This window comes from Pelagibius sp. Alg239-R121, assembly GCF_947331435.1.
In the GTDB taxonomy this organism is placed as follows: Bacteria; Pseudomonadota; Alphaproteobacteria; order Kiloniellales; family Kiloniellaceae; genus Denitrobaculum.
Genome location: NZ_CAMZOF010000002.1, coordinates 238,750 through 255,937 on the forward strand (window position 1 = coordinate 238,750; position 17,188 = coordinate 255,937).

15 protein-coding genes, 1 tRNA gene and 1 pseudogene are annotated in these 17,188 nt (G+C 57.7%); 10 read left to right on the forward strand and 7 right to left on the reverse strand.

Annotated elements, in window-relative coordinates; translation table 11 throughout:
* Positions 1-140 precede the first annotated feature (140 nt).
* Genes QMZ18_RS08330 through QMZ18_RS08340 form a run of 3 tightly spaced genes read left to right on the forward strand, consistent with a single transcriptional unit; the run spans position 141 to position 2,808 of the window.
* Positions 141-854, forward strand: coding sequence for a class II aldolase/adducin family protein (locus QMZ18_RS08330; RefSeq protein WP_282605819.1), 714 nt, complete (start codon positions 141-143; stop codon positions 852-854).
* Positions 855-858: 4 nt separating this feature from the next.
* Positions 859-2,061 carry an aminotransferase class V-fold PLP-dependent enzyme gene (locus QMZ18_RS08335; protein ID WP_322097172.1) on the forward strand — a complete coding sequence of 401 codons (1,203 nt, stop codon included), beginning with the start codon at positions 859-861 and terminating at the stop codon, positions 2,059-2,061.
* A gap of 39 nt (positions 2,062-2,100) precedes the next feature.
* On the forward strand, positions 2,101-2,808 hold the full coding sequence (locus tag QMZ18_RS08340) for an HAD family hydrolase (RefSeq protein ID WP_282605820.1): 708 nt from the start codon (positions 2,101-2,103) through the stop codon (positions 2,806-2,808).
* A gap of 197 nt (positions 2,809-3,005) precedes the next feature.
* On the opposite strand, the gene QMZ18_RS08345 is transcribed toward QMZ18_RS08340, so the two are convergent.
* From QMZ18_RS08345 to QMZ18_RS08370, 6 genes and pseudogenes are all read right to left on the reverse strand, one after another.
* Entirely contained in the window at positions 3,006-4,265 is a 1,260-nt protein-coding gene (locus QMZ18_RS08345) for an adenylosuccinate synthetase (protein WP_282605821.1), read from the reverse strand.
* Positions 4,266-4,314: 49 nt separating this feature from the next.
* Positions 4,315-5,235: a hypothetical protein gene (locus tag QMZ18_RS08350; protein ID WP_282605822.1), complete on the reverse strand. Its 921-nt coding sequence runs from the start codon at positions 5,233-5,235 to the stop codon at positions 4,315-4,317.
* Positions 5,236-5,399: 164 nt separating this feature from the next.
* Positions 5,400-5,885, reverse strand: coding sequence for a hypothetical protein (locus QMZ18_RS08355; protein WP_282605823.1), 486 nt, complete (start codon positions 5,883-5,885; stop codon positions 5,400-5,402).
* Between the two features lie 169 nt (positions 5,886-6,054).
* Positions 6,055-6,738 (reverse strand): annotated as a pseudogene (locus QMZ18_RS08360) (IS6 family transposase).
* A gap of 56 nt (positions 6,739-6,794) precedes the next feature.
* The gene (locus tag QMZ18_RS08365; RefSeq protein WP_322097173.1) at positions 6,795-7,151 is read right to left on the reverse strand and encodes a DUF6538 domain-containing protein; all 357 of its coding nucleotides are present in this window, start codon (positions 7,149-7,151) and stop codon (positions 6,795-6,797) included.
* An 86-nt stretch (positions 7,152-7,237) separates the two neighbouring features.
* A tRNA-Arg gene (locus tag QMZ18_RS08370) sits at positions 7,238-7,314 on the reverse strand.
* 510 nt (positions 7,315-7,824) lie between these two features.
* Between QMZ18_RS08370 and QMZ18_RS08375 the strand changes: the two genes are divergently transcribed.
* From QMZ18_RS08375 to QMZ18_RS08390, 4 genes are read left to right on the forward strand one after another with little or no spacing between them, the layout of a single operon-like run.
* Complete coding sequence (locus tag QMZ18_RS08375) at positions 7,825-9,087, forward strand: sarcosine oxidase subunit beta family protein (RefSeq protein ID WP_282605825.1); 1,263 nt, start codon at positions 7,825-7,827, stop codon at positions 9,085-9,087.
* 46 nt (positions 9,088-9,133) lie between these two features.
* Complete coding sequence (locus QMZ18_RS08380; protein WP_282605826.1) at positions 9,134-9,442, forward strand: sarcosine oxidase subunit delta; 309 nt, start codon at positions 9,134-9,136, stop codon at positions 9,440-9,442.
* A complete protein-coding gene (locus QMZ18_RS08385; RefSeq protein WP_282605827.1) occupies positions 9,439-12,453 on the forward strand; it encodes a sarcosine oxidase subunit alpha family protein in 3,015 nt (1,004 codons plus the stop codon). The genes QMZ18_RS08380 and QMZ18_RS08385 overlap by 4 nt, the downstream gene beginning before the upstream one ends.
* Positions 12,446-13,048 carry a sarcosine oxidase subunit gamma gene (locus QMZ18_RS08390; protein WP_282605828.1) on the forward strand — a complete coding sequence of 201 codons (603 nt, stop codon included), beginning with the start codon at positions 12,446-12,448 and terminating at the stop codon, positions 13,046-13,048. The genes QMZ18_RS08385 and QMZ18_RS08390 overlap by 8 nt, the downstream gene beginning before the upstream one ends.
* 149 nt (positions 13,049-13,197) lie before the next feature.
* Here the strand turns inward: QMZ18_RS08390 and QMZ18_RS08395 are convergent, their stop codons facing one another.
* Positions 13,198-13,638, reverse strand: a complete 441-nt coding sequence (locus QMZ18_RS08395) for a hypothetical protein (RefSeq protein ID WP_282605829.1) — start codon at positions 13,636-13,638, stop codon at positions 13,198-13,200.
* Between the two features lie 368 nt (positions 13,639-14,006).
* Here QMZ18_RS08395 and QMZ18_RS08400 point away from each other — a divergent pair, with 368 nt between their 5' ends.
* From QMZ18_RS08400 to QMZ18_RS08410, 3 genes are all read left to right on the forward strand, one after another.
* Positions 14,007-14,981, forward strand: a complete 975-nt coding sequence (locus QMZ18_RS08400; protein WP_282605830.1) for a LysR family transcriptional regulator — start codon at positions 14,007-14,009, stop codon at positions 14,979-14,981.
* A 308-nt stretch (positions 14,982-15,289) separates the two neighbouring features.
* Positions 15,290-16,486: a hypothetical protein gene (locus QMZ18_RS08405; protein ID WP_282605831.1), complete on the forward strand. Its 1,197-nt coding sequence runs from the start codon at positions 15,290-15,292 to the stop codon at positions 16,484-16,486.
* A 105-nt stretch (positions 16,487-16,591) separates the two neighbouring features.
* Entirely contained in the window at positions 16,592-17,053 is a 462-nt protein-coding gene (locus tag QMZ18_RS08410; protein WP_282605832.1) for a GNAT family N-acetyltransferase, read from the forward strand.
* The last annotated feature ends 135 nt before the right edge of the window (positions 17,054-17,188 follow it).

The window sequence follows — 17,188 nt, forward strand, 5'->3', positions numbered from 1 at the left end:
CATTGTTAATTAATATGAAAAGTATAATTCGTTTTAAGAATAACGAAAAGAGCGATAGTGCTTCTCTGCAAGTGAGTGCGGTGACCGAACACCCTGCTCGGAATTACCGACTTTACGTGTGCGGGACCGGGGATAATGAATTGAACGAGACGGCATTGAGAGAGGATCTTGCGGCGACCCATCGAGTTTTCGCGATAGAGGGTCTTAGCGAGGGAACCTGGACACACTTCAGTTGCAGGCTTGAAGCAGACGATCGTTACTTGGTCACGCCCGGTAACACACATTTTTCAATGGTGAGCGCCAGCTCTCTGCTTTTGTACAGCAAAGACGGGCAGTTACTTTCTGGAAGCGGCGAGGCAAATCATGACGCGGTGCCAATCCACCTTCCGATCTACGAAAGGCGCCCGGACATTGGCTGTATTCTTCACTTTCACTCTCCCTATGCGACGGCTTTGACGGTTCTCAAAGCAACCTGCTTCGACACCAGGCTAAGTCAAACGGCAGCCTACTTTCATGGGAAAGTTGCCTATCTCGAACGCTATGCGGTCCCAAGAAACAGTACTGACGAAGGGATAGAGATGGCCGAAGCCCTGGGGCTGCGGAAGGTGCTCTTCATGAAGAACCACGGGGTGCTGATCGCTGCGTCTTCTTTGGCTGACGCTTCAGTCTCAGCTTATCAACTGGAAAGAGCCTGTCAGGTTCAGCTTTTGTCGATGGCAACCGGCGTTAAAACCGAACCCATGGATACAGCGTACGCGGAGCTTCTTGCCGGAGAGGAGTGCAATGGAGAGCCGGGTTACCTGGACGGCATGAAACGACTTTTGGACGCAACGCAACCGGACTTCAGGGAATAGGGCAATGGACATGAAGGATTTGGAAAAAATTCGCAAAGATACATCGGCTTGCGCCGACGTTTTGTTCCTATGCTCAGCCGGATCAAGCCTCGTGCCCGAACCGGTATTGCAGGCACAAACCGACTTTCTGAAGTTGGAAGCCAAAGTCGGTGGGTACCGTGCCGCAGAGATGGAAGCGGAACGTATCGAACATTGCTATGACGCGCTTGCGCAGTTGTTGAACTGTGGTCGTGACGAGATTGCCCTCACTGAGAACGCAACTGTTTCATGGAATATGGTTTTCCACGGGCTAGGACTAAAGCCCGGCGACCGAATTCTGACGGCACAGTCAGAGTATGCCAGTAACTACATATCATTCCTTCAGCTCCGGCATCGGCTTGGAATCGAGATCGTCCCCGTACCAAGCATCGAAACGGGTGAGCTCTGTGTTGAATCACTCAACGCGTTGATAGACGAGAGGGTGAAGCTGATAGCTGTTACCCATGTCCCTTCAAATGGTGGCTTGGTCAATCCGGCAAAAGAAATAGGTAAGGTCGCTCGCGCCGCCGGCATCCCTTACTTGCTCGATGCCTGCCAGTCCGTCGGTCAGTTAAACATCGATGTGGAAGACATCGGTTGTGACTTTTTGTCCGCCTCTGGCCGCAAATTCCTGCGCGGCCCTCGCGGTACCGGGTTCCTCTATGTACGCGGCTCTATGCTCGACAGGATCGACCCGCCTTTCCTGGACATGCGCGGCGCTGAATGGGTGGAACCTGATCGTTTTGAGATGGTGAGCAATGCCAGACGCTTCGAAAACTGGGAATTCAATTACGCAGCGGTGATCGGATTGGGCGTCGCGACCGATTATGCACTGTCTGTGGGGTTGGACAGAATTGAACCCAGAACGCGCCGGCTGGCAGCCGAGTTGCGGCAACAGCTCTCATCTTTAGACGGTATTTCCGTTCATGATATGGGCGCGAGCCCTTGCGGCATCGTGACCTTTAGCCACGCGTCTGTGGGAACAGACGAGATCGCCGCTCAGTTGACCAAGAGAAACATCATGATCTCAATCTCACCAAACAAGAGCACGGGGCTGGATAAAGTGCGGCGGAGCATGCCGGCCATGATCAGAGCTTCCCCTCATTACTTTAACACTGGTGCCGAATTAACCCGGTTTAGCCGGGAGCTCGGCGTCATTGTGGGCAACCGAAAAGATCGAAGGAACTGAGGACTTGGTAATCGGGCTTCAGGGGACAGGGACATAGAAATGAACGATTTGGAAAAACTACTCCATTACGCCAAACCAACGACCCTGACCTTTGATTGCTACGGGACACTTGTGGACTGGGAAGTTGGCGCAGCAAAGGCACTGCGTGATATTTACGGTTACCCGACCGAGCTCGTTTCAGAAAATGCGCTGGTTGACATGTTTCTGGCTTTGGATGCTGTCGAAATCCGCAAGAACATATTTCCCTACAGCGACGTTTTGAAGAATGTGGCTGATCAAATCGCCGAGCGGTTACTGGGGCATGCGGACCCCGAACTCAGCGCCGCATTTCCTAATTCGCTGCCCACCTGGCCAGTCTTCGCCGAGGCAAATGAAGCGCTCAAGCAGTTGGCGAAACACTTTCGACTGGCAATCATCTCCAATGTTGATGATGACCTTCTTTTTGGGACACTACAGAGCTTTGACGTTGTGTTTGACGAGGTGATTACGTCTCAACAGATCCAATGCTACAAGCCAGACGCCCCGATATTCGAACAAGCGATCTGCCGGTTGGACGAATCACCGGCCAGTATCATCCACGTAGCTGAAGGTCTCTGTGAAGCTCGCCCCGCGAGAAAACTGGGTATGCGCAGTATCTGGGTCAAGCGATCAGTTCGATCCGACGATGGAAGCGGCGCAACGCCTAACGCAACCTCACATAACCTCGTTGAATTGGTGGATGCCGCACAGCGAACATTCGCTGCTTAGCAGGAAACCTGTAGTTTGTGCTCAGAACCGAAGTTCGTTGCACTTTGAACCAATAACGGCAGCGCGGACAAAGTGGCCGATGAATGCAGCCTTTCGAACGCCCGTTGTTGGAATAGTGCCAAGGCATCACATTGAAGCAGTCACCGATTCCCTAATCGTTGCCCCGCATTGGAGTACTCCTGATCTCGGATGGCGTCTTACACCTGTCGCCTTAAGGCTAAATCGGGCCAGAGAACATTGGTGGTTTTCCTCGTCGGGCCGGAGGCAGTCAGCACAATCGGCAATCCTGTACGCGTTTCCAGCTCAGCCGCTATTGATTTCGTTACGACTTGGTATTCTTGACCGTTCCGAAAGAACGTCGCCGCCTTCGGTATCTGATCGAGACAGGTCACTCCGATACCGGCTCTGACCTGGATGTCAGTTCCGTCTGCCAGAGAGACGTCTTTCTTGAGTGTCTCTTTCAGCAAGTCCAAATCCAAAGGCGCTTCCCGGATCCCGCCTTGCCAGTCATTGCTGACATTGGTCGGGTCATTGATGTCCGCCCAGTCGATCTTCCCGGGTCCAGCGGCGCCCACCGCCTCGTTGGGCAAGGGGCCTGCACCATGCCGCGTTGCATAAGCGCGCGTGACGTAGGTCGCCTTGATCGTCTGAATGTCAGCCTCCTTTGCGATGGCCAGCATGTTCCGGATCCCGGTGTGGGCCCTGGTGACATGCGGAAAGACGCCGAAGTCCATATCCAACTGAAGCCCCTGCGCGCCCTCGAAGAGAACGACATCGCGAGAGATAAGCTCTGCATCAGGGAGGATTTCGACTGTTTGAGTAAAGCCGCGGCAGTCGGCCAGGAAGGCACTGATCAGTTCCGCACGTCCGGTCAGAATTTCCGCGAGAGGGCTTTTCTCCGGATTTATGCCAAGGATCTCCAGGCGCCTCGGAACCCATTCGTCCCGAATGTTTTCCAGCTTTTCACGCAGATCCTTGTGCCAGAGATCGGCTGCGCACAGGCGCCAGCCCTTTTCCTGGCGCTCAATTGTCTCGCCGATTCCCAGCCCGCAGGAACCGTGGCGCTCCCCGGCACGCTTGATCTCGAGCGCTTGGTTGATCGCCATATCCCACGGGGTCGTGACCGCTGCCCGAGGGTCGATAGTGATCCTGTAGGGCCTCACATCCAAGTTCTCCAGATCGCCGATCTCTTTCTGCATGACCATGGGGTGCGCGATGAAAAACTGCGACAGGTGCGTCGCGGCCGCCACAAAGCTTCCCGAACCGATATGATGGAAAACGTGCCGTCCGCCTTCCGGGCGTTCCACGCCGTGCCCGGCTTGCGCGCCGCCGTTGGAGCGGACCACGGTCACCTCGCGCCCTCCATCGACAAGGCGCGAAGCAATAGCGTCTACCGTCAGTCCCTTTCCTTCATCGCCCCAATTGGCGCCAATGACGGCATAGGCTTCTTTCGACATTTGCTTGGTCCTTTTGTCAGGAGGCACGTCGCTGGATAGTGCTCGAATTTCAGTCGAGGAACCGGAGTCCAGCGGTTTGACCAGCCGGTGCCGGCACGCCCTTGAGTGCGTTCGCGACAACCATTGCAGTCGAACCCGACCAGCTGGCCGCCACGTCCGCCGCGCGTGCGCCTTCGTTCACCTGGATGAGTGAGACGACCATTTCAGCAAGAGCATCGACGTTATCCAGCTGAATTGTCCGTTCGGGGAGCAGAGCCCTCCAGCTCTTGAGGACATCGTCCAGTCCACGGCTTGCGTAGCCTTCGTTAACGAGAACGATGTGGTAAACCTCCCAATTCCGCTGCGCCATTGTCATGATCTCACGGGCGGAGAGATCGCGCTCGACGGGGATGTTGAGGAACCTTTTGATTTGGTCCTTTGTCGCTCCATCGAGGACCGGCTCGTCGCCGATGGTGAAGAGGTATCCTTTTCGGCGGCGTTTTTCAAAGGCGTCTGCCGAGACCTTCATGGCCGCGAAAAGGTGCGCGAGCATGTAGGATTCACCCTGGTTGCCGCCGCCGCCGCCTTCCAACCACAGTTCGCGGGCTTGTTGCGCAACACGTATGTCAGCTTCGAACTGAGTCACCTGGAGCGGCGCCCGATCACAGTAGGCATCTCCTATGGCCATCATCATGACGTGGGGGTCGGTGACGGGTTTGCGGTCGCAGATCTCGGTCGCGAGGGTGTTGAGCCCGTCCCGCATCAGCTGCTCGGCGACCATTCCCATCGATCCGGTCACGTCGCCGGCCAGGATGATCGGCGTGGACTGTGGATTATCATCGCTGTCGCGGCTTTCGCGAAGCGAGATTTTGGCAGGGTCGTAATCGTCCTTCATCGCATTCGAAGTGAAGATTGCTCTGCGGCTTCTGCCGGAGATCGTGGTCGCGCTGTAGTTGGCCCATGCGCTGGCATCCCATCTTCCGTTTCCCATTTTGATCTCCTCTGGTTTGGTGTGTGTGAGATTATAATAATTAGCAATATGCAATTTGCAAGTTACAATTTATAAGATAACCAAAACTCCTGTAAGAACCTGTAATCACTACGAAAATGGGAACAGACAAAAGAGCGTATTTCGCCATTAACCGAGATTACGCTTTACGCGACGCGATAAACGTCCGCCACTTGGACTGGGTATTGAACGAATCTGCGTCCGCCCCAACCCTTCTCCAAGGCCGCGCACCACTGAGCGTAATCGTCGACCGCACTCCCTGCAGATGGGCAGTTGATCCAGGTCGAAATTATCGCCGGCAAGGCGAAGACGGCGCCGTTCGTTCCCGTCGGATCTCCAAGCGCCTCCCGCAGGGTCTTGCGAACCAGTTCTCTGTCGCAGTCGGTGTCAACCGTCTCGTTCGTGAGGGAGAGTCGCGGCAAAAGTCCAAGAGTTCGTTCAGGCAGAGCAACCGGGTGCTGGCCCACCTTCGTGGCGAAGGCCCATCCCGCAGCCAGACGGACTGCGTGCGTTTCGGGGTCAATCAGAATATTCTCCGGCGAGATTGCACCATGAACCAAACCGGCATACTCCAGCCAAGCGCATATGTTCATGAGGCCGGAACAGAGCCATGCGGCATGGACGTCCGGCATGCTTCCCTCACTTGCAAGCAGGTCTGAGAGAAGGATCTCTCCGGGCCCCTTCCGGACAATGACAAGAAGGTCTCCATTTTCCAACTCTTCCGACTTCATCACGCGAGGCAGGAAAGGCTTTGTCGCATTTTTGCACACGATTGCGGTAAACCAAGTGGCCACTCCTTGACTACGCTGACAGCTGGGCAAACTGACGAAACGGACAGACCTCACTCCTGAATTGGCCCTTCCGGATCATGTTAGCAACTTCGATTCCGTCGATGGTTGCAGCTGCTGTCAGAAATGGCTTGAACCCCAGCATCGGACGGACCTGCCGCTTGATGAATCGGTGACTCTGCTCGACGACGTTGTCGAGATATTTTGATCGGTAAATTTGGATCGAAATCGGACAGGCGAACCGTGCTAAGATCCGGTTCACCCCGCGGATACCTGCTTGGTTGGCACCGCTTTTGTCGATCGCAATCTTCTCGGGAAGTACATTTGATTCTAGAGCTTTGGTAAAGAGCCTGATGGCCGCTGCTTCATTCCGACGCTTGGTCAACATGAAATCAAGGGTTCTGCAAAACTTATCGACGGCACGATAGAGGTAAACTCACTCGCCGCGGACCCGAACATAAGTCTCATCCATGCGCCAAGACCGGCTTGCGGAGAATTTTCTTCTATGCGCCTCAGTCGCAATTGGAGACGCGCACTTCACTACCCATCTATTCAGTGTCGCATGATCTACCACAACGCCACGCTCGGCCATTGTCTCCTCAAAATCACAGTACGGCACCGTGTAACGGACGTAGAAGTAGACCGCAAAGAGGATCACATCTTTCGGAAGTTGGTGGCCTTTGCGCGAGATCATAATCTGAGTCTCACTTTATGGAAAAAACGCTTGAGACTCACTCATGCAATTTCACACATTCAATGGCTCAAAGCTTGCGACAGACCCCCATAGACCTCATCGGTAAAGTCCTGAGTGGTCGGCGGCAACATCTGATAGGAATCAAGCTGATGGCTAAGATCGATCCCCCAGGACATGCCGATTTGCTCCAGATCATAATCCGAATAGCGCCGGTAAATTCCAGATCGGATGTCATCGATGATCTGATTAGTCTCTGCGAGACGGGGCAGGATCGGCTTTTCAGCTTCGGTTCGGGAAGCCGTGTCCAAGGACACTTTCCACTCTCGTTTTCCCACGACACCACAGCAATCCTCAGGGACAACCCGGCAAATATAATAGATACCCAATTTTTGCTCGAACGGCTTGGACATAGTCATTTTTGTACCATCCTTTGTACCAGCGCCGAAACGAAAAACGCTGAAATTACAAAGAGTTCAGTACAATCAATGGCTTGAAAAGGAAATGGCGCGCCCGTAGGGATTCGAACCCCAAACCTCCTGATTCGTAGTCAGGTGCTCTATCCAGTTGAGCTACGGGCACGCCGGGCAACCGAAGTTGCAGCTTCTTGGTGAAGCGGGGCGGACACTACTTTAAGCCCGGCGTCGGTGCAAGCCCCAGAATGACAGAAAATTTACGCTCCCTTTTGGAGCCTGTTCGGAAGCTTAAAACCAGCCATTTCTGGTGATCTGACCCTCGATTGATAACCTCTGGCAGCCTGTCCGCAGCTGCATTTTAATTTAGAGAATTCGGATCCCTATTTGAGGTTTCATCCATAGGTTTCCAACCCGCAGGAATCCAGCCCCCGAGTCAGAGCGCATCGGCAAACGCGATTTTAGTGAACGAAAATTCTAATGCTGTCGATCAAGGCCTGTTTCCCGGTTATTCTGTCCCTTCGGCGCTCGCGTGGAACAGGACGCGGGAGCCTTTATTGTATATGGAGAGATAGCAACCAGACGCCGTAAACATCGGCGCCGCCCGGATCTCTGTCCAGGCTTCAGGTTGCTGCCAAAGGGGCGCGATCATAGCGCCGAAAGTCGGGAATTCGTTAAGATGGGCAACTATTCGGTTTTCTCCCTGGTCAAAAACGCCATGACCGGCCACCAGGGCTGGCAGCGCGCCTGGCGCTCGCCGGCACCCAAGCCCGAGTACGACGTGATTATCGTCGGCGGCGGCGGGCACGGCCTGGCAACCGCCTATTATCTGGCCAAAGAGCATGGCATCACCAATGTGGCGGTCATCGAAAAAGGCTGGCTTGGCGGCGGCAATGTCGGGCGCAACACTACTATCGTTCGCTCGAACTACATGCTGCCGTCCAACACCCGCTTTTACGAGTGGAGCATGAAACTCTGGGAAGGCCTGTCGCAGGACCTGAACTACAATGTCATGTTCTCCTCCCGCGGAGTCGTAAATCTGGCCCATACACCGGCCCAGATCGACGCCTTCTCACGCCGCGGCAACTCCATGCGCCTGCAGGGAGTCGACGCTGAACTGCTTGATCGGGATCAGGTGGCGCGCATGGTGCCGGGCCTTGACGTATCCGCGAACGCGCGCTTCCCCATCCTTGGCGGCCTTTGCCAGCCGCGCGGCGGTACCGCCCGGCACGACGCGGTGGCCTGGGGCTATGCCCGGGGCGCCAGCGACCGCGGGGTCGATATCATCGAGCAGTGCGAAACCACCGGCTTTCTGTTCGACAATACCGGTCGGGTTACCGGTGTTCAGACGTCACGCGGCGAAATCCGCGCCAAGAAGGTTGCCGTCGCGGTGGCCGGCAATACCGGTGCCGTCATGCGCACCGCGGGGGTCGAAACTCTTCCGATCGAAAGCCACGTTCTCCAGGCCTTCGTCTCCGAACCCTTGAAACCGCTGATCGACACGGTCGTGACTTTCGGGGCCGGGCACCTCTATATCTCGCAGTCTGACAAGGGTGGCCTGGTCTTCGGTGGCGATATCGACGGCTACAACTCCTACGCCCAACGCGGCAATCTGCCGATCATCGAGCACGTTGCTGCAGAAGCCTTGGCCATGTTCCCGAACCTGAGCCGCCTGCGCCTATTAAGGCACTGGGGCGGCATCATGGACATGTCCATGGACGGCAGTCCGATCATCACGACCGGCCCCTTGGATGGCCTTTATCTCAATGCGGGCTGGTGTTACGGCGGCTTTAAGGCGACCCCGGCGTCCGGTTGGTGCTTCGCCTGGACCATCGCAAAGGACGAGCCGCATGCCTTCAATGCGGACTTCACTTTGGAGCGCTTCCACCACGGCCGGGTCATCGATGAACGCGGTGCGGGCCCCACTCCGCGCCTGCACTGACCGCAACAGATGGTTTTAGCAATTATCGTATCTTGAGGATTCTTCTATGCGTATTCCTTGCCCCTGCTGCGGCGAACGCGATCTGGGTGAATTCACCTACGGCGGCGACGCGACAATATCCCGCCCGGCCATGGACGAGACCGATCTCAACCTTTGGAATCACTTCGTCTATAACCGCGAAAATCCGCGTGGCCCGCACCTGGAGTACTGGCAGCACACCGGCGGCTGCCGTGCCTGGTTCAAGCTCCAGCGCAATGTCCTGACTCATGAGGTCGGTGCATCCGAACTGGTCGGCCCCTGGGCGGCCGCGTCGCCGGACGACGAAACGACCGGCCAGCGGGAGATTGCGGAATGAGCGGTTATCGTCTTAACAGCGGCGGTCTTGTCGACCGCACAAAACGCCTGAATTTCACTTTCGACGGTAAGAGTTACAGCGGTTTCGAAGGTGATACCCTGGCCTCCGCCCTGCTGGCCAACGGCGTCTCCCTCTTCGGGCGCAGTTTCAAGTACCACCGTCCGCGCGGCGTCTATTCCGCTGGTCCCGAAGAACCCAACGCCCTGGTCACGCTGAGGAGCGGCGGACGCGCCGAACCCAACACCAAGGCGACGGTGATCGAGTTGTATGAGGGCCTGGAAGCTCAAAGTCAGAATTGTTGGCCCAGCCTTGAACACGACTTGCTGAGCATCAACCAGCTTGGCGGGCCGATGCTGGTCGCCGGCTTCTACTACAAAACATTCATGGGGCCGACCCGCAAAGCCTGGATGTTCTACGAGCATTTCATCCGCAAGGCCGCGGGCCTGGGAGCGGCCGCGAAGGAAGCCGATCCGGACCGCTACGAAAAATCCAATCTCTTCTGTGATGTGCTGGTCGTTGGTGCCGGGCCATCGGGTCTCGCCGCTGCCCTCACCGCAGCGCGTTCAGGCGCACGTGTGGTGCTGGCCGACGAAAACCCCGAGGCGGGCGGCGCCCTGCTCGGGGAGAGCCAGGATACCATCGACGGTCAGCCTGCACAGGATTGGGTCGCCAAAACACTCGCCGAGCTGACCGCCCTACCCGACGTCACCTTCATGCCGCGCACGACCGTCTACGGCTACTACGATCATAACATCCTGGGTGCCGTCGAGCGGGTCGCGGATCATCTTGCGACACCGGTTAATCACCAGCCACGCCAGAAGCACTGGACCATTCGCTGCGCCTCGGTCGTCATTGCAACAGGCGCTATCGAGCGGCCGATTGTCTTCGACGGCAACGATACGCCCGGGGTCATGCTGGCGGATGCGACACGCCGCTTCGCGCAACGCCAAGGCGTTGCCGTGGGACGGCAGGCCGTGGTCTTCACCAACAACGACTCGGCCTATCGCGCAGCCTTGGATCTCAAAGATGCCGGGGTCGATATCGCCGCAATTGTCGATCCACGCAACACCATCCCGGACGCCCTCACAGAAGCAGTTCAGACTCGCGGCATCCGGCTGCTGAGCGGTCATGTCGTGACCGGCGCTAAGGGCGGAAAAAGGCTCAAGACGGTTGAGGTCGCAACTTTCGATGCCGGAAGCCAAAGCGTCGGCGAATCGAAGGAGTGGATTGCAGCCGATACGCTCGCTGTGTCCGGCGGCTGGACGCCGACAATTCACCTGGCAAGCCAAGCAGGGGACAAGCCGGTCTTCGATGATAAGATTGCCTCCTTCGTGCCGGGCAAAGCCTTGCAGGCTTGGCGCGCTGTCGGGGCCTGCAACGGAGATTTCGGTCTTGCCGATTGCCTCTCGGCAGGCAGTAAGGCCGGGGCCGGGGCTGTGGAAGACGCCGGCTTTACTTCCGAAGCCACGCCGACACCCGACGTCGCCGTCCCCGCGCACGCGGGCAGCGGCGGATCGCTTTATCCGATCTGGGAAATCAGCCGGCCCAGCGGACCAAAGGGCAAAAAATTCGTCGATCTGCAGCACGACGTGACGGCGGAAGACGTCCGGCTGGCGCAGCGTGAAGGCTTTGAATCCGTCGAGCACCTGAAACGCTACACCACGCTCGGCATGGCTGCCGACCAGGGCAAAACCTCCAATGTGAACGGTCTCGCGCTGATGGCCGCCGCCCTGGAGCGCTCGATCCCCGAGGTCGGCACGACACGCTTCCGCCCGCCCTACACGCCGGTCACCCTGGGTGCCCTGGGGGGACGCGAGACGGGACATCATCTTGCGCCGGTCCGCCGCACGCCGATGCACGACTGGCATGTGAAAGCCGGCGCGGACATGCTGACCGCCGGTCAGTGGATGCGCCCGCAGGTCTATCGCAAGGCGGGCGAAGATGTCTTCGCTGCCTATGTTCGCGAGGCCAAGGCGGTACGCGAGGGTGTCGGCATGGTCGATGTTTCCACCCTCGGCAAGATCGCCGTGCAGGGACCGGACGCGCAGAATTTTCTCAATCTGGTTTACAGCAACGGATTCAAGACCCTCGCCGTTGGCAAGGCGCGCTATGGTCTGATGTTGCGTGAGGACGGATTCGTCTACGACGACGGCACGACCTGGCGTCTCGGCGAAACCGAGTATCTGATGACCACGACGACGGCCAATGCCGCCGGTGTATTGGCGCACCTGGAATTCCTGCTTGCCACGGTCTGGCCGGAACTGCGCGTGCAGGTCACGTCAGTCACCGAGCAGTGGGCGGGAGTCGCGGTCGCCGGGCCAAAGAGCCGGGCAACGCTGGAAAGCGTCATCAAGGATCTGGATCTATCCAATGAAGGCGTTCCCTTTATGGGCGTTCAGCCTGGAACGCTCGATGGTATCCCTGTGCTGGTCGCCCGCCTCTCCTTCTCCGGTGAAATGGCCTTCGAGGTCTATACCGGCGCCAATTACGGTGCCGCACTCTGGGACAAACTCATGGCGGCCGGCGAGGCCTTCGGCCTTGTGCCCTACGGCACCGAGGCACTCGGCACCCTGCGCATCGAAAAGGGTCATGTGGCAGGACCGGAACTGGATGGCCGCACCACGGCGAAGGACCTGGGTCTCGGGGGAATGGCGTCACGCAAGAAGCACTATATCGGCCGGCCACTGATGGAACGCGAAGCCCTCAATGAAGACAATCGTCTCGGCCTCGTGGGAGTGATCTCAAGCAACGGCAAGCCCCTGCGCGCTGGTTCGCACCTGGTTGCCGGTCAAACGGCCGAGCAGCCCGGCAAGAGCCTCGGGCATGTTTCCTCCACCACTTACAGTCCGGCAATCGATAAGTTTGTCGCGCTGGCCATGCTGGAGGGCGGGTTGGAGCCCAATGAAAACCGCGAGCTCTTTGCCGCGGACCCACTTCGGGGCGGACACGATCCTGTACAGGTTGTCCACCCCTGCTTCTTCGACAAGGATGGGAGCCGAATGCATGTCTAATCTCGTTTATGCGCTTGAGGATGCGGCGCAGCCCGGCGTTTACGGCGCTGCCGGCACCGAAGGGCCGGGCGTGACGATCTCCGAGCACCGGCCGGAAAGCATGCTGCAGCTCGGCGCCTGGCCGGACACGCAGGCGTCGTTCGAAGCCCTGCTCGCATCCACGCTGAACTTGAGCGTACCGTCACGGCCGGGCCTGGCTTCGGTTTCGTCCGAAGGATCCTTGTTGGTCATCGCACCGGGGCGCTATCTTCTCGTCAGCGACAAACCCGGTATCACGCAGCAGCTTAGCGGTCAGATCGATGCGGATCAGGGGGTCGTCACCGACCTCAGCCACGCCCGCGCTGGGATCAGGATGACCGGCCGCAATGCCGCCGATGTCTTACGCAAAGGCTTTGCCATCGATCTGGATATTCGCAAGTTTCCTGTGCATTCAGTAGCGCAAACAACGTTTCATCACATCGGCCTGACCCTGCATCGAACCGATGAAACGACCTTTGAGCTTTTCATCTTCCGCGGCTTCGCGCTCTCCTTCTGGGAGGCCCTGACGGACGCGGCGCTGGAGTATGGCTATCAGGTCGCGGGCGCCGGTCAATAGGCACTCATAAGAACCGGACGTCAGTCGAGGTGTTTCTTTATCTTCTCAGGGAGTTCGGTACAGGCTCTGTAGAGAAGCACCCTGATGCAGTTTCTTCCTGATGAAGACCGGAAAGGATCAAGGAAAATCCGCGCTGCGGTGAGAGCCGCTCAAAGATCCACGTCCAAATCCAGATCACTGCCTTCGCTTGTGGGTGTTGCATCGTCGTCAGTTCCAGCATCCCTGCCGGCACTGGAGGCTGCAGCGGTGATGGTTGCCGCTGCAGTGCCCGTGGCAGCCATGGTCAAAGCGGTATCTTCAGATTGGGATCGGGGCTCCTGTCGCGCGTTGTTTTGTCCAAGCCGCTGCGCCAAATACCTGATCCCCAAATAAAAGTTCACAGTTAAAAGGATGACGGTACCGAGAGCGATCTGCAGCTCGCCGTCCTCGCGCCAGCCATTGAAGACAAGCCAGGCCCCGGTCACCTCGCCCACAAAGAAAAGGGCGACCCTGCAGTTACGGCATTCCCGGTTTGCGTCCCAGGTCGCTAAACAATAGATCAGTCCCAGGACGACTCCCGCAACGGCAAGTACAATAAACCAGGTCGGCATGAAGGATAATTCTCACATGATGTCTGACACCGAATGAATGTTATCGGTTGGGTCTTCGCCTTGTCCACTTGAGACGTCTTGTCCGTTGAATCGCCCAACCTCAGGGTCATAGCCTCGAATTCCGACCCCACGTAAGACGTCATGAGTTTATTCAATAGTCGCCATTGCGGTGAGCGCGCTACTCCTGGTCAAGGCCGTTATGAACACAGCGGCCGCAGTGCGTTTCGCTTCGGGCCGGGATGATATGCTGGAATAGCGGCTTCAGGTGACGTAAGACAGGGGTTATCGGACCAGTCGCCGGCGCTGCTGAGATCCGAGAATCCGGGCAGGTTTGGCGATCTCCGCCATTTTTCTACGGGACGGCAGGAATGGAGTTTCCCGCAGGCTTTGATCTAAAGTCGATCCGCACCTTCACCTTCGTGGTGGAGTTGGGCGGCATGACTCAGGCTGCTCAAAGACTGGAAATGACGCAATCCAGTGTCTCGCAGACCATCGGCAATCTCGAGGAGGCTCTGGGCGCGGCGCTGTTCGACCGCACTGTGCGGCCGATCGCCCTTACCCCCACCGGTGTTACGCTCTACGATCACGGCCGCGCCATCCTCTCGGCGGCCGGGGACACCTTGCAGGCCCTGCGCGAACAGCAGGGCCGGCGCCTGGCCAGTTTGACACTCGGTATGCCCGAGAGCTTTGCCAACACCGTGGGGCCGCTGCTGACGGACAGTCTGGACGGCTACGCCCGCCGCTGGCGCGTATGGTCGGGCATCTCGCCGGAAAACCACGATGCACTGATGAACCACACGGTTGATATCATTGTGACGACCAGCGACGAGCTTGATTCGGTCGAAGGCCTGGAAATCCATCCCCTCCTGGAAGAGCCCTTCATCTTGGTTTTTCCAGCCACGTTTGAAGAGATGGTAACCGGCCTGGAGGCGCATGGCGATTTGAGGTTCATCCGCTATTCGCTCCGCTCCGCGATCGGCCGCCAAGTGGAAAGGCAGATCAATCGATTGCGGCTGAACCTGCCAATCACCGGTGAATTCGACACCGCATCAGGCCAACTCGCAGCTGTTGCGGCTGGTACCGGCTGGAGCGTCACCACCCCGCTTTGCCTGCTCCAGGAATACGCGAAGGTGGGGAGCCGCGTCCGGGTCGAGCCAATTAAACGGGGTCAGTTTTCACGTAGCCTGAAACTGGTCGCGCGAAAGAATGTCCTTGGCGACGTCCCCCGATTAATCGCCGCCGAATCCCGCAACATCCTTCGAAACAAGGAGCTCAATCGCCTGTTCGAACAGCATGCGTGGATTAAGGATCTGGTCATCTGGCCGGAGCCAGATTCAATCTAGGTCACGACTCAGGCTGATTCCTCCCTCAGTTCATTTTGGCGGGACGCCGGAATCAAAGATCTTAGAATTCTCCGAAAGATTGACTTTTACGCAATCGGCCGCTCGTTATCGTTAATCATGTGTTAACGTGCAAACACTTAATATAGCGGACAAATCACTGGTCGCACGGGGCTGGAACCCCAGGGAAATGCCACTTGTCCCCTTTTGGCCCTTCAAGTAGTATCGGCCAATGGTAAGGGGGGTTGGGCTGCACTTTTCTGGTCTCGATTCGGCTGGTGCTGCCCCCAGGATATTTGACGGATTACTCAATGGCAGTAAGAGACGCGATTCTCGCGCGCAGAGCCGCTTTCGTATTCAGTGCATTCTTGGTTTTGGGGGGATGTTCCTTTTCAGAGGACACATTATGGCCTTCCCTCTCGCCCGATGACTCGGAAGCAAACGCGACTCAGGCCGCCGATCAAGCCGCCAGCGACGCTCAAGCGGCAGCCGCTCAGGCCGGTGAATCCGTAGGCGCAGCAAACAACGCGGTTTCTGGCGCACCACCCATTTTAGGCACGACGGTTTTCGAGGCGCCCGGGGTCACGCCGGGTGAGCCTACGGGAACCCATGTCGGTCAGAAGATTCAGGAATTGCGCGGCGATCTTTCCCGCCTGCAAACCCGAGTCACCTCACACAACAATTCGCTGCAGAGCGAGCGCTCCCGGGCGCGCTCCAGCGCGGGCGCCTACCACGGCCTTGTCGGCGCCATGAACACCCGTTTGCAGGTCGGTACGACTCCTGGCAACCCGATCATGGTGAATCAGTGGAACCAGGCTCAGCGCGAGCTTGAAAAAGTCGGCGATTCGATCGCGACGCTGAACAGTCTGTCGAACGAAGCCTCCTCGACCTCGGCGCTGGCCGCGTTCATGCTGGAATCCACCCGCGCGACATTTGAGCTGCGGGGTGCGCTGGAAGAAGATCACAGACAGCTCGCCGTGCTCGAGGATGAGGTCAACCAGACCGTTGTCATCATCGACCGGCTGCTCAACGAACTGACCGATGACGTGGCCCGCTCGCAGAACTATTTCTCAGGCGAACGTTCCAATCTGACCGCGATGCAGGTCGCCATCGACAACGGCGAATATATCGGCGGCAGCCTCGCAAGCCGCTCCTTCGGCGTGCCCGCACCGCCGCCGCAGGGCGGCGCTGCCGCTCTGGTCGGCCAGCGTCAGCCTCTGGTGATCATCCGCTTCGATCGTCCTGACGTGGCCTATGAACAGGCCCTCTTCACGGCCGTCAGCCGCGCGCTTGAGCGTCGGCCGAATTCGGGCTTCGATCTTGTTTCTGTCGCACCGGGTGTCGGCAATCCTGCACAGGTAGCTTTGGCGACGAACGCCTCCCGGCGTAATGCTGAAGGCGTGCTCCGCTCGCTGACAAATATGGGCCTCTCCGCAGATCGCGTCAGCCTCTCGGCAACCAGCAGCCCAGCCGCCAGGGTCTCTGAGGTTCACGTCTACGTTCGCTAGAACAGGCTCCTTAGTGATCAAGGCATCGAGCTGAAAACGGATTCCTAAGAGTCGTTTTGTCACCGCGAATCCCTCACTGGGCTTCCATCTCGAATCGAATCAGCGATGGAACGAATTGAGATACAACCGCTTGAGCGCCATCCCCATCTGATTGAGCTCTGCGCCCGCTGGAACTTCGACGAATGGGGCGGGTCGACCGGCTGGTCCTTCGAAGAGATTGTTTCAGGCCTCAAGAAGATCGTCGAACCCGGCAGCGGCGAACTGGCGTTTATCGCACACTACGGTGGGAAACCTGCCGGCTTCGCCCTGCTGATCGACTGCGACCTCAACTCCCACGCTCACCTTAAACCCTGGCTGGCGAGCCTTTTGGTCGATCAGGCGTTTCGGGACAAAGGCATAGGTCGGGCATTGGTCGCCCGGGTTGAACAGGCCGCGCAACAGCGGGGCGACAGCGAGCTTTTTCTCTTTACCACAACGCCGGAATATTACCGGCCACTGGGCTGGCAATTCTTCGAAGATTTGGAAAAAGGCGGCGCCGCCTTCGAAATCATGTCAAAGAAACTTTAGGTCGCGTGATATCTTTCGCATGACCGGAACGCACAATATCGAGATCCTGCTCTCTTTACGCCATCTGTAAAATACCTAAATTCATTTTGTGGGTCCATGACTGGCGATTTTAGCGGCTTGTGTTTTTCTTGAACC

What these genes read in the sequence shown, in the direction of transcription:
- QMZ18_RS08365 (WP_322097173.1), bottom strand. Translation starts at nt 7,151, where the DNA reads ATGACTATGTCCAAGCCGTTCGAGCAAAAATTGGGTATCTATTATATT.
- QMZ18_RS08380 (WP_282605826.1), top strand. Translation starts at nt 9,134, where the DNA reads ATGCGTATTCCTTGCCCCTGCTGCGGCGAACGCGATCTGGGTGAATTC.
- QMZ18_RS08410 (WP_282605832.1), top strand. Translation starts at nt 16,592, where the DNA reads ATGGAACGAATTGAGATACAACCGCTTGAGCGCCATCCCCATCTGATT.
- QMZ18_RS08345 (WP_282605821.1), bottom strand. Translation starts at nt 4,265, where the DNA reads ATGTCGAAAGAAGCCTATGCCGTCATTGGCGCCAATTGGGGCGATGAA.
- QMZ18_RS08405 (WP_282605831.1), top strand. Translation starts at nt 15,290, where the DNA reads ATGGCAGTAAGAGACGCGATTCTCGCGCGCAGAGCCGCTTTCGTATTC.
- QMZ18_RS08385 (WP_282605827.1), top strand. Translation starts at nt 9,439, where the DNA reads ATGAGCGGTTATCGTCTTAACAGCGGCGGTCTTGTCGACCGCACAAAA.
- QMZ18_RS08350 (WP_282605822.1), bottom strand. Translation starts at nt 5,235, where the DNA reads ATGGGAAACGGAAGATGGGATGCCAGCGCATGGGCCAACTACAGCGCG.
- QMZ18_RS08400 (WP_282605830.1), top strand. Translation starts at nt 14,007, where the DNA reads ATGGAGTTTCCCGCAGGCTTTGATCTAAAGTCGATCCGCACCTTCACC.
- QMZ18_RS08390 (WP_282605828.1), top strand. Translation starts at nt 12,446, where the DNA reads ATGTCTAATCTCGTTTATGCGCTTGAGGATGCGGCGCAGCCCGGCGTT.
- QMZ18_RS08355 (WP_282605823.1), bottom strand. Translation starts at nt 5,885, where the DNA reads ATGCCGGACGTCCATGCCGCATGGCTCTGTTCCGGCCTCATGAACATA.
- QMZ18_RS08335 (WP_322097172.1), top strand. Translation starts at nt 859, where the DNA reads ATGGACATGAAGGATTTGGAAAAAATTCGCAAAGATACATCGGCTTGC.
- QMZ18_RS08340 (WP_282605820.1), top strand. Translation starts at nt 2,101, where the DNA reads ATGAACGATTTGGAAAAACTACTCCATTACGCCAAACCAACGACCCTG.
- QMZ18_RS08395 (WP_282605829.1), bottom strand. Translation starts at nt 13,638, where the DNA reads ATGCCGACCTGGTTTATTGTACTTGCCGTTGCGGGAGTCGTCCTGGGA.
- QMZ18_RS08375 (WP_282605825.1), top strand. Translation starts at nt 7,825, where the DNA reads ATGGGCAACTATTCGGTTTTCTCCCTGGTCAAAAACGCCATGACCGGC.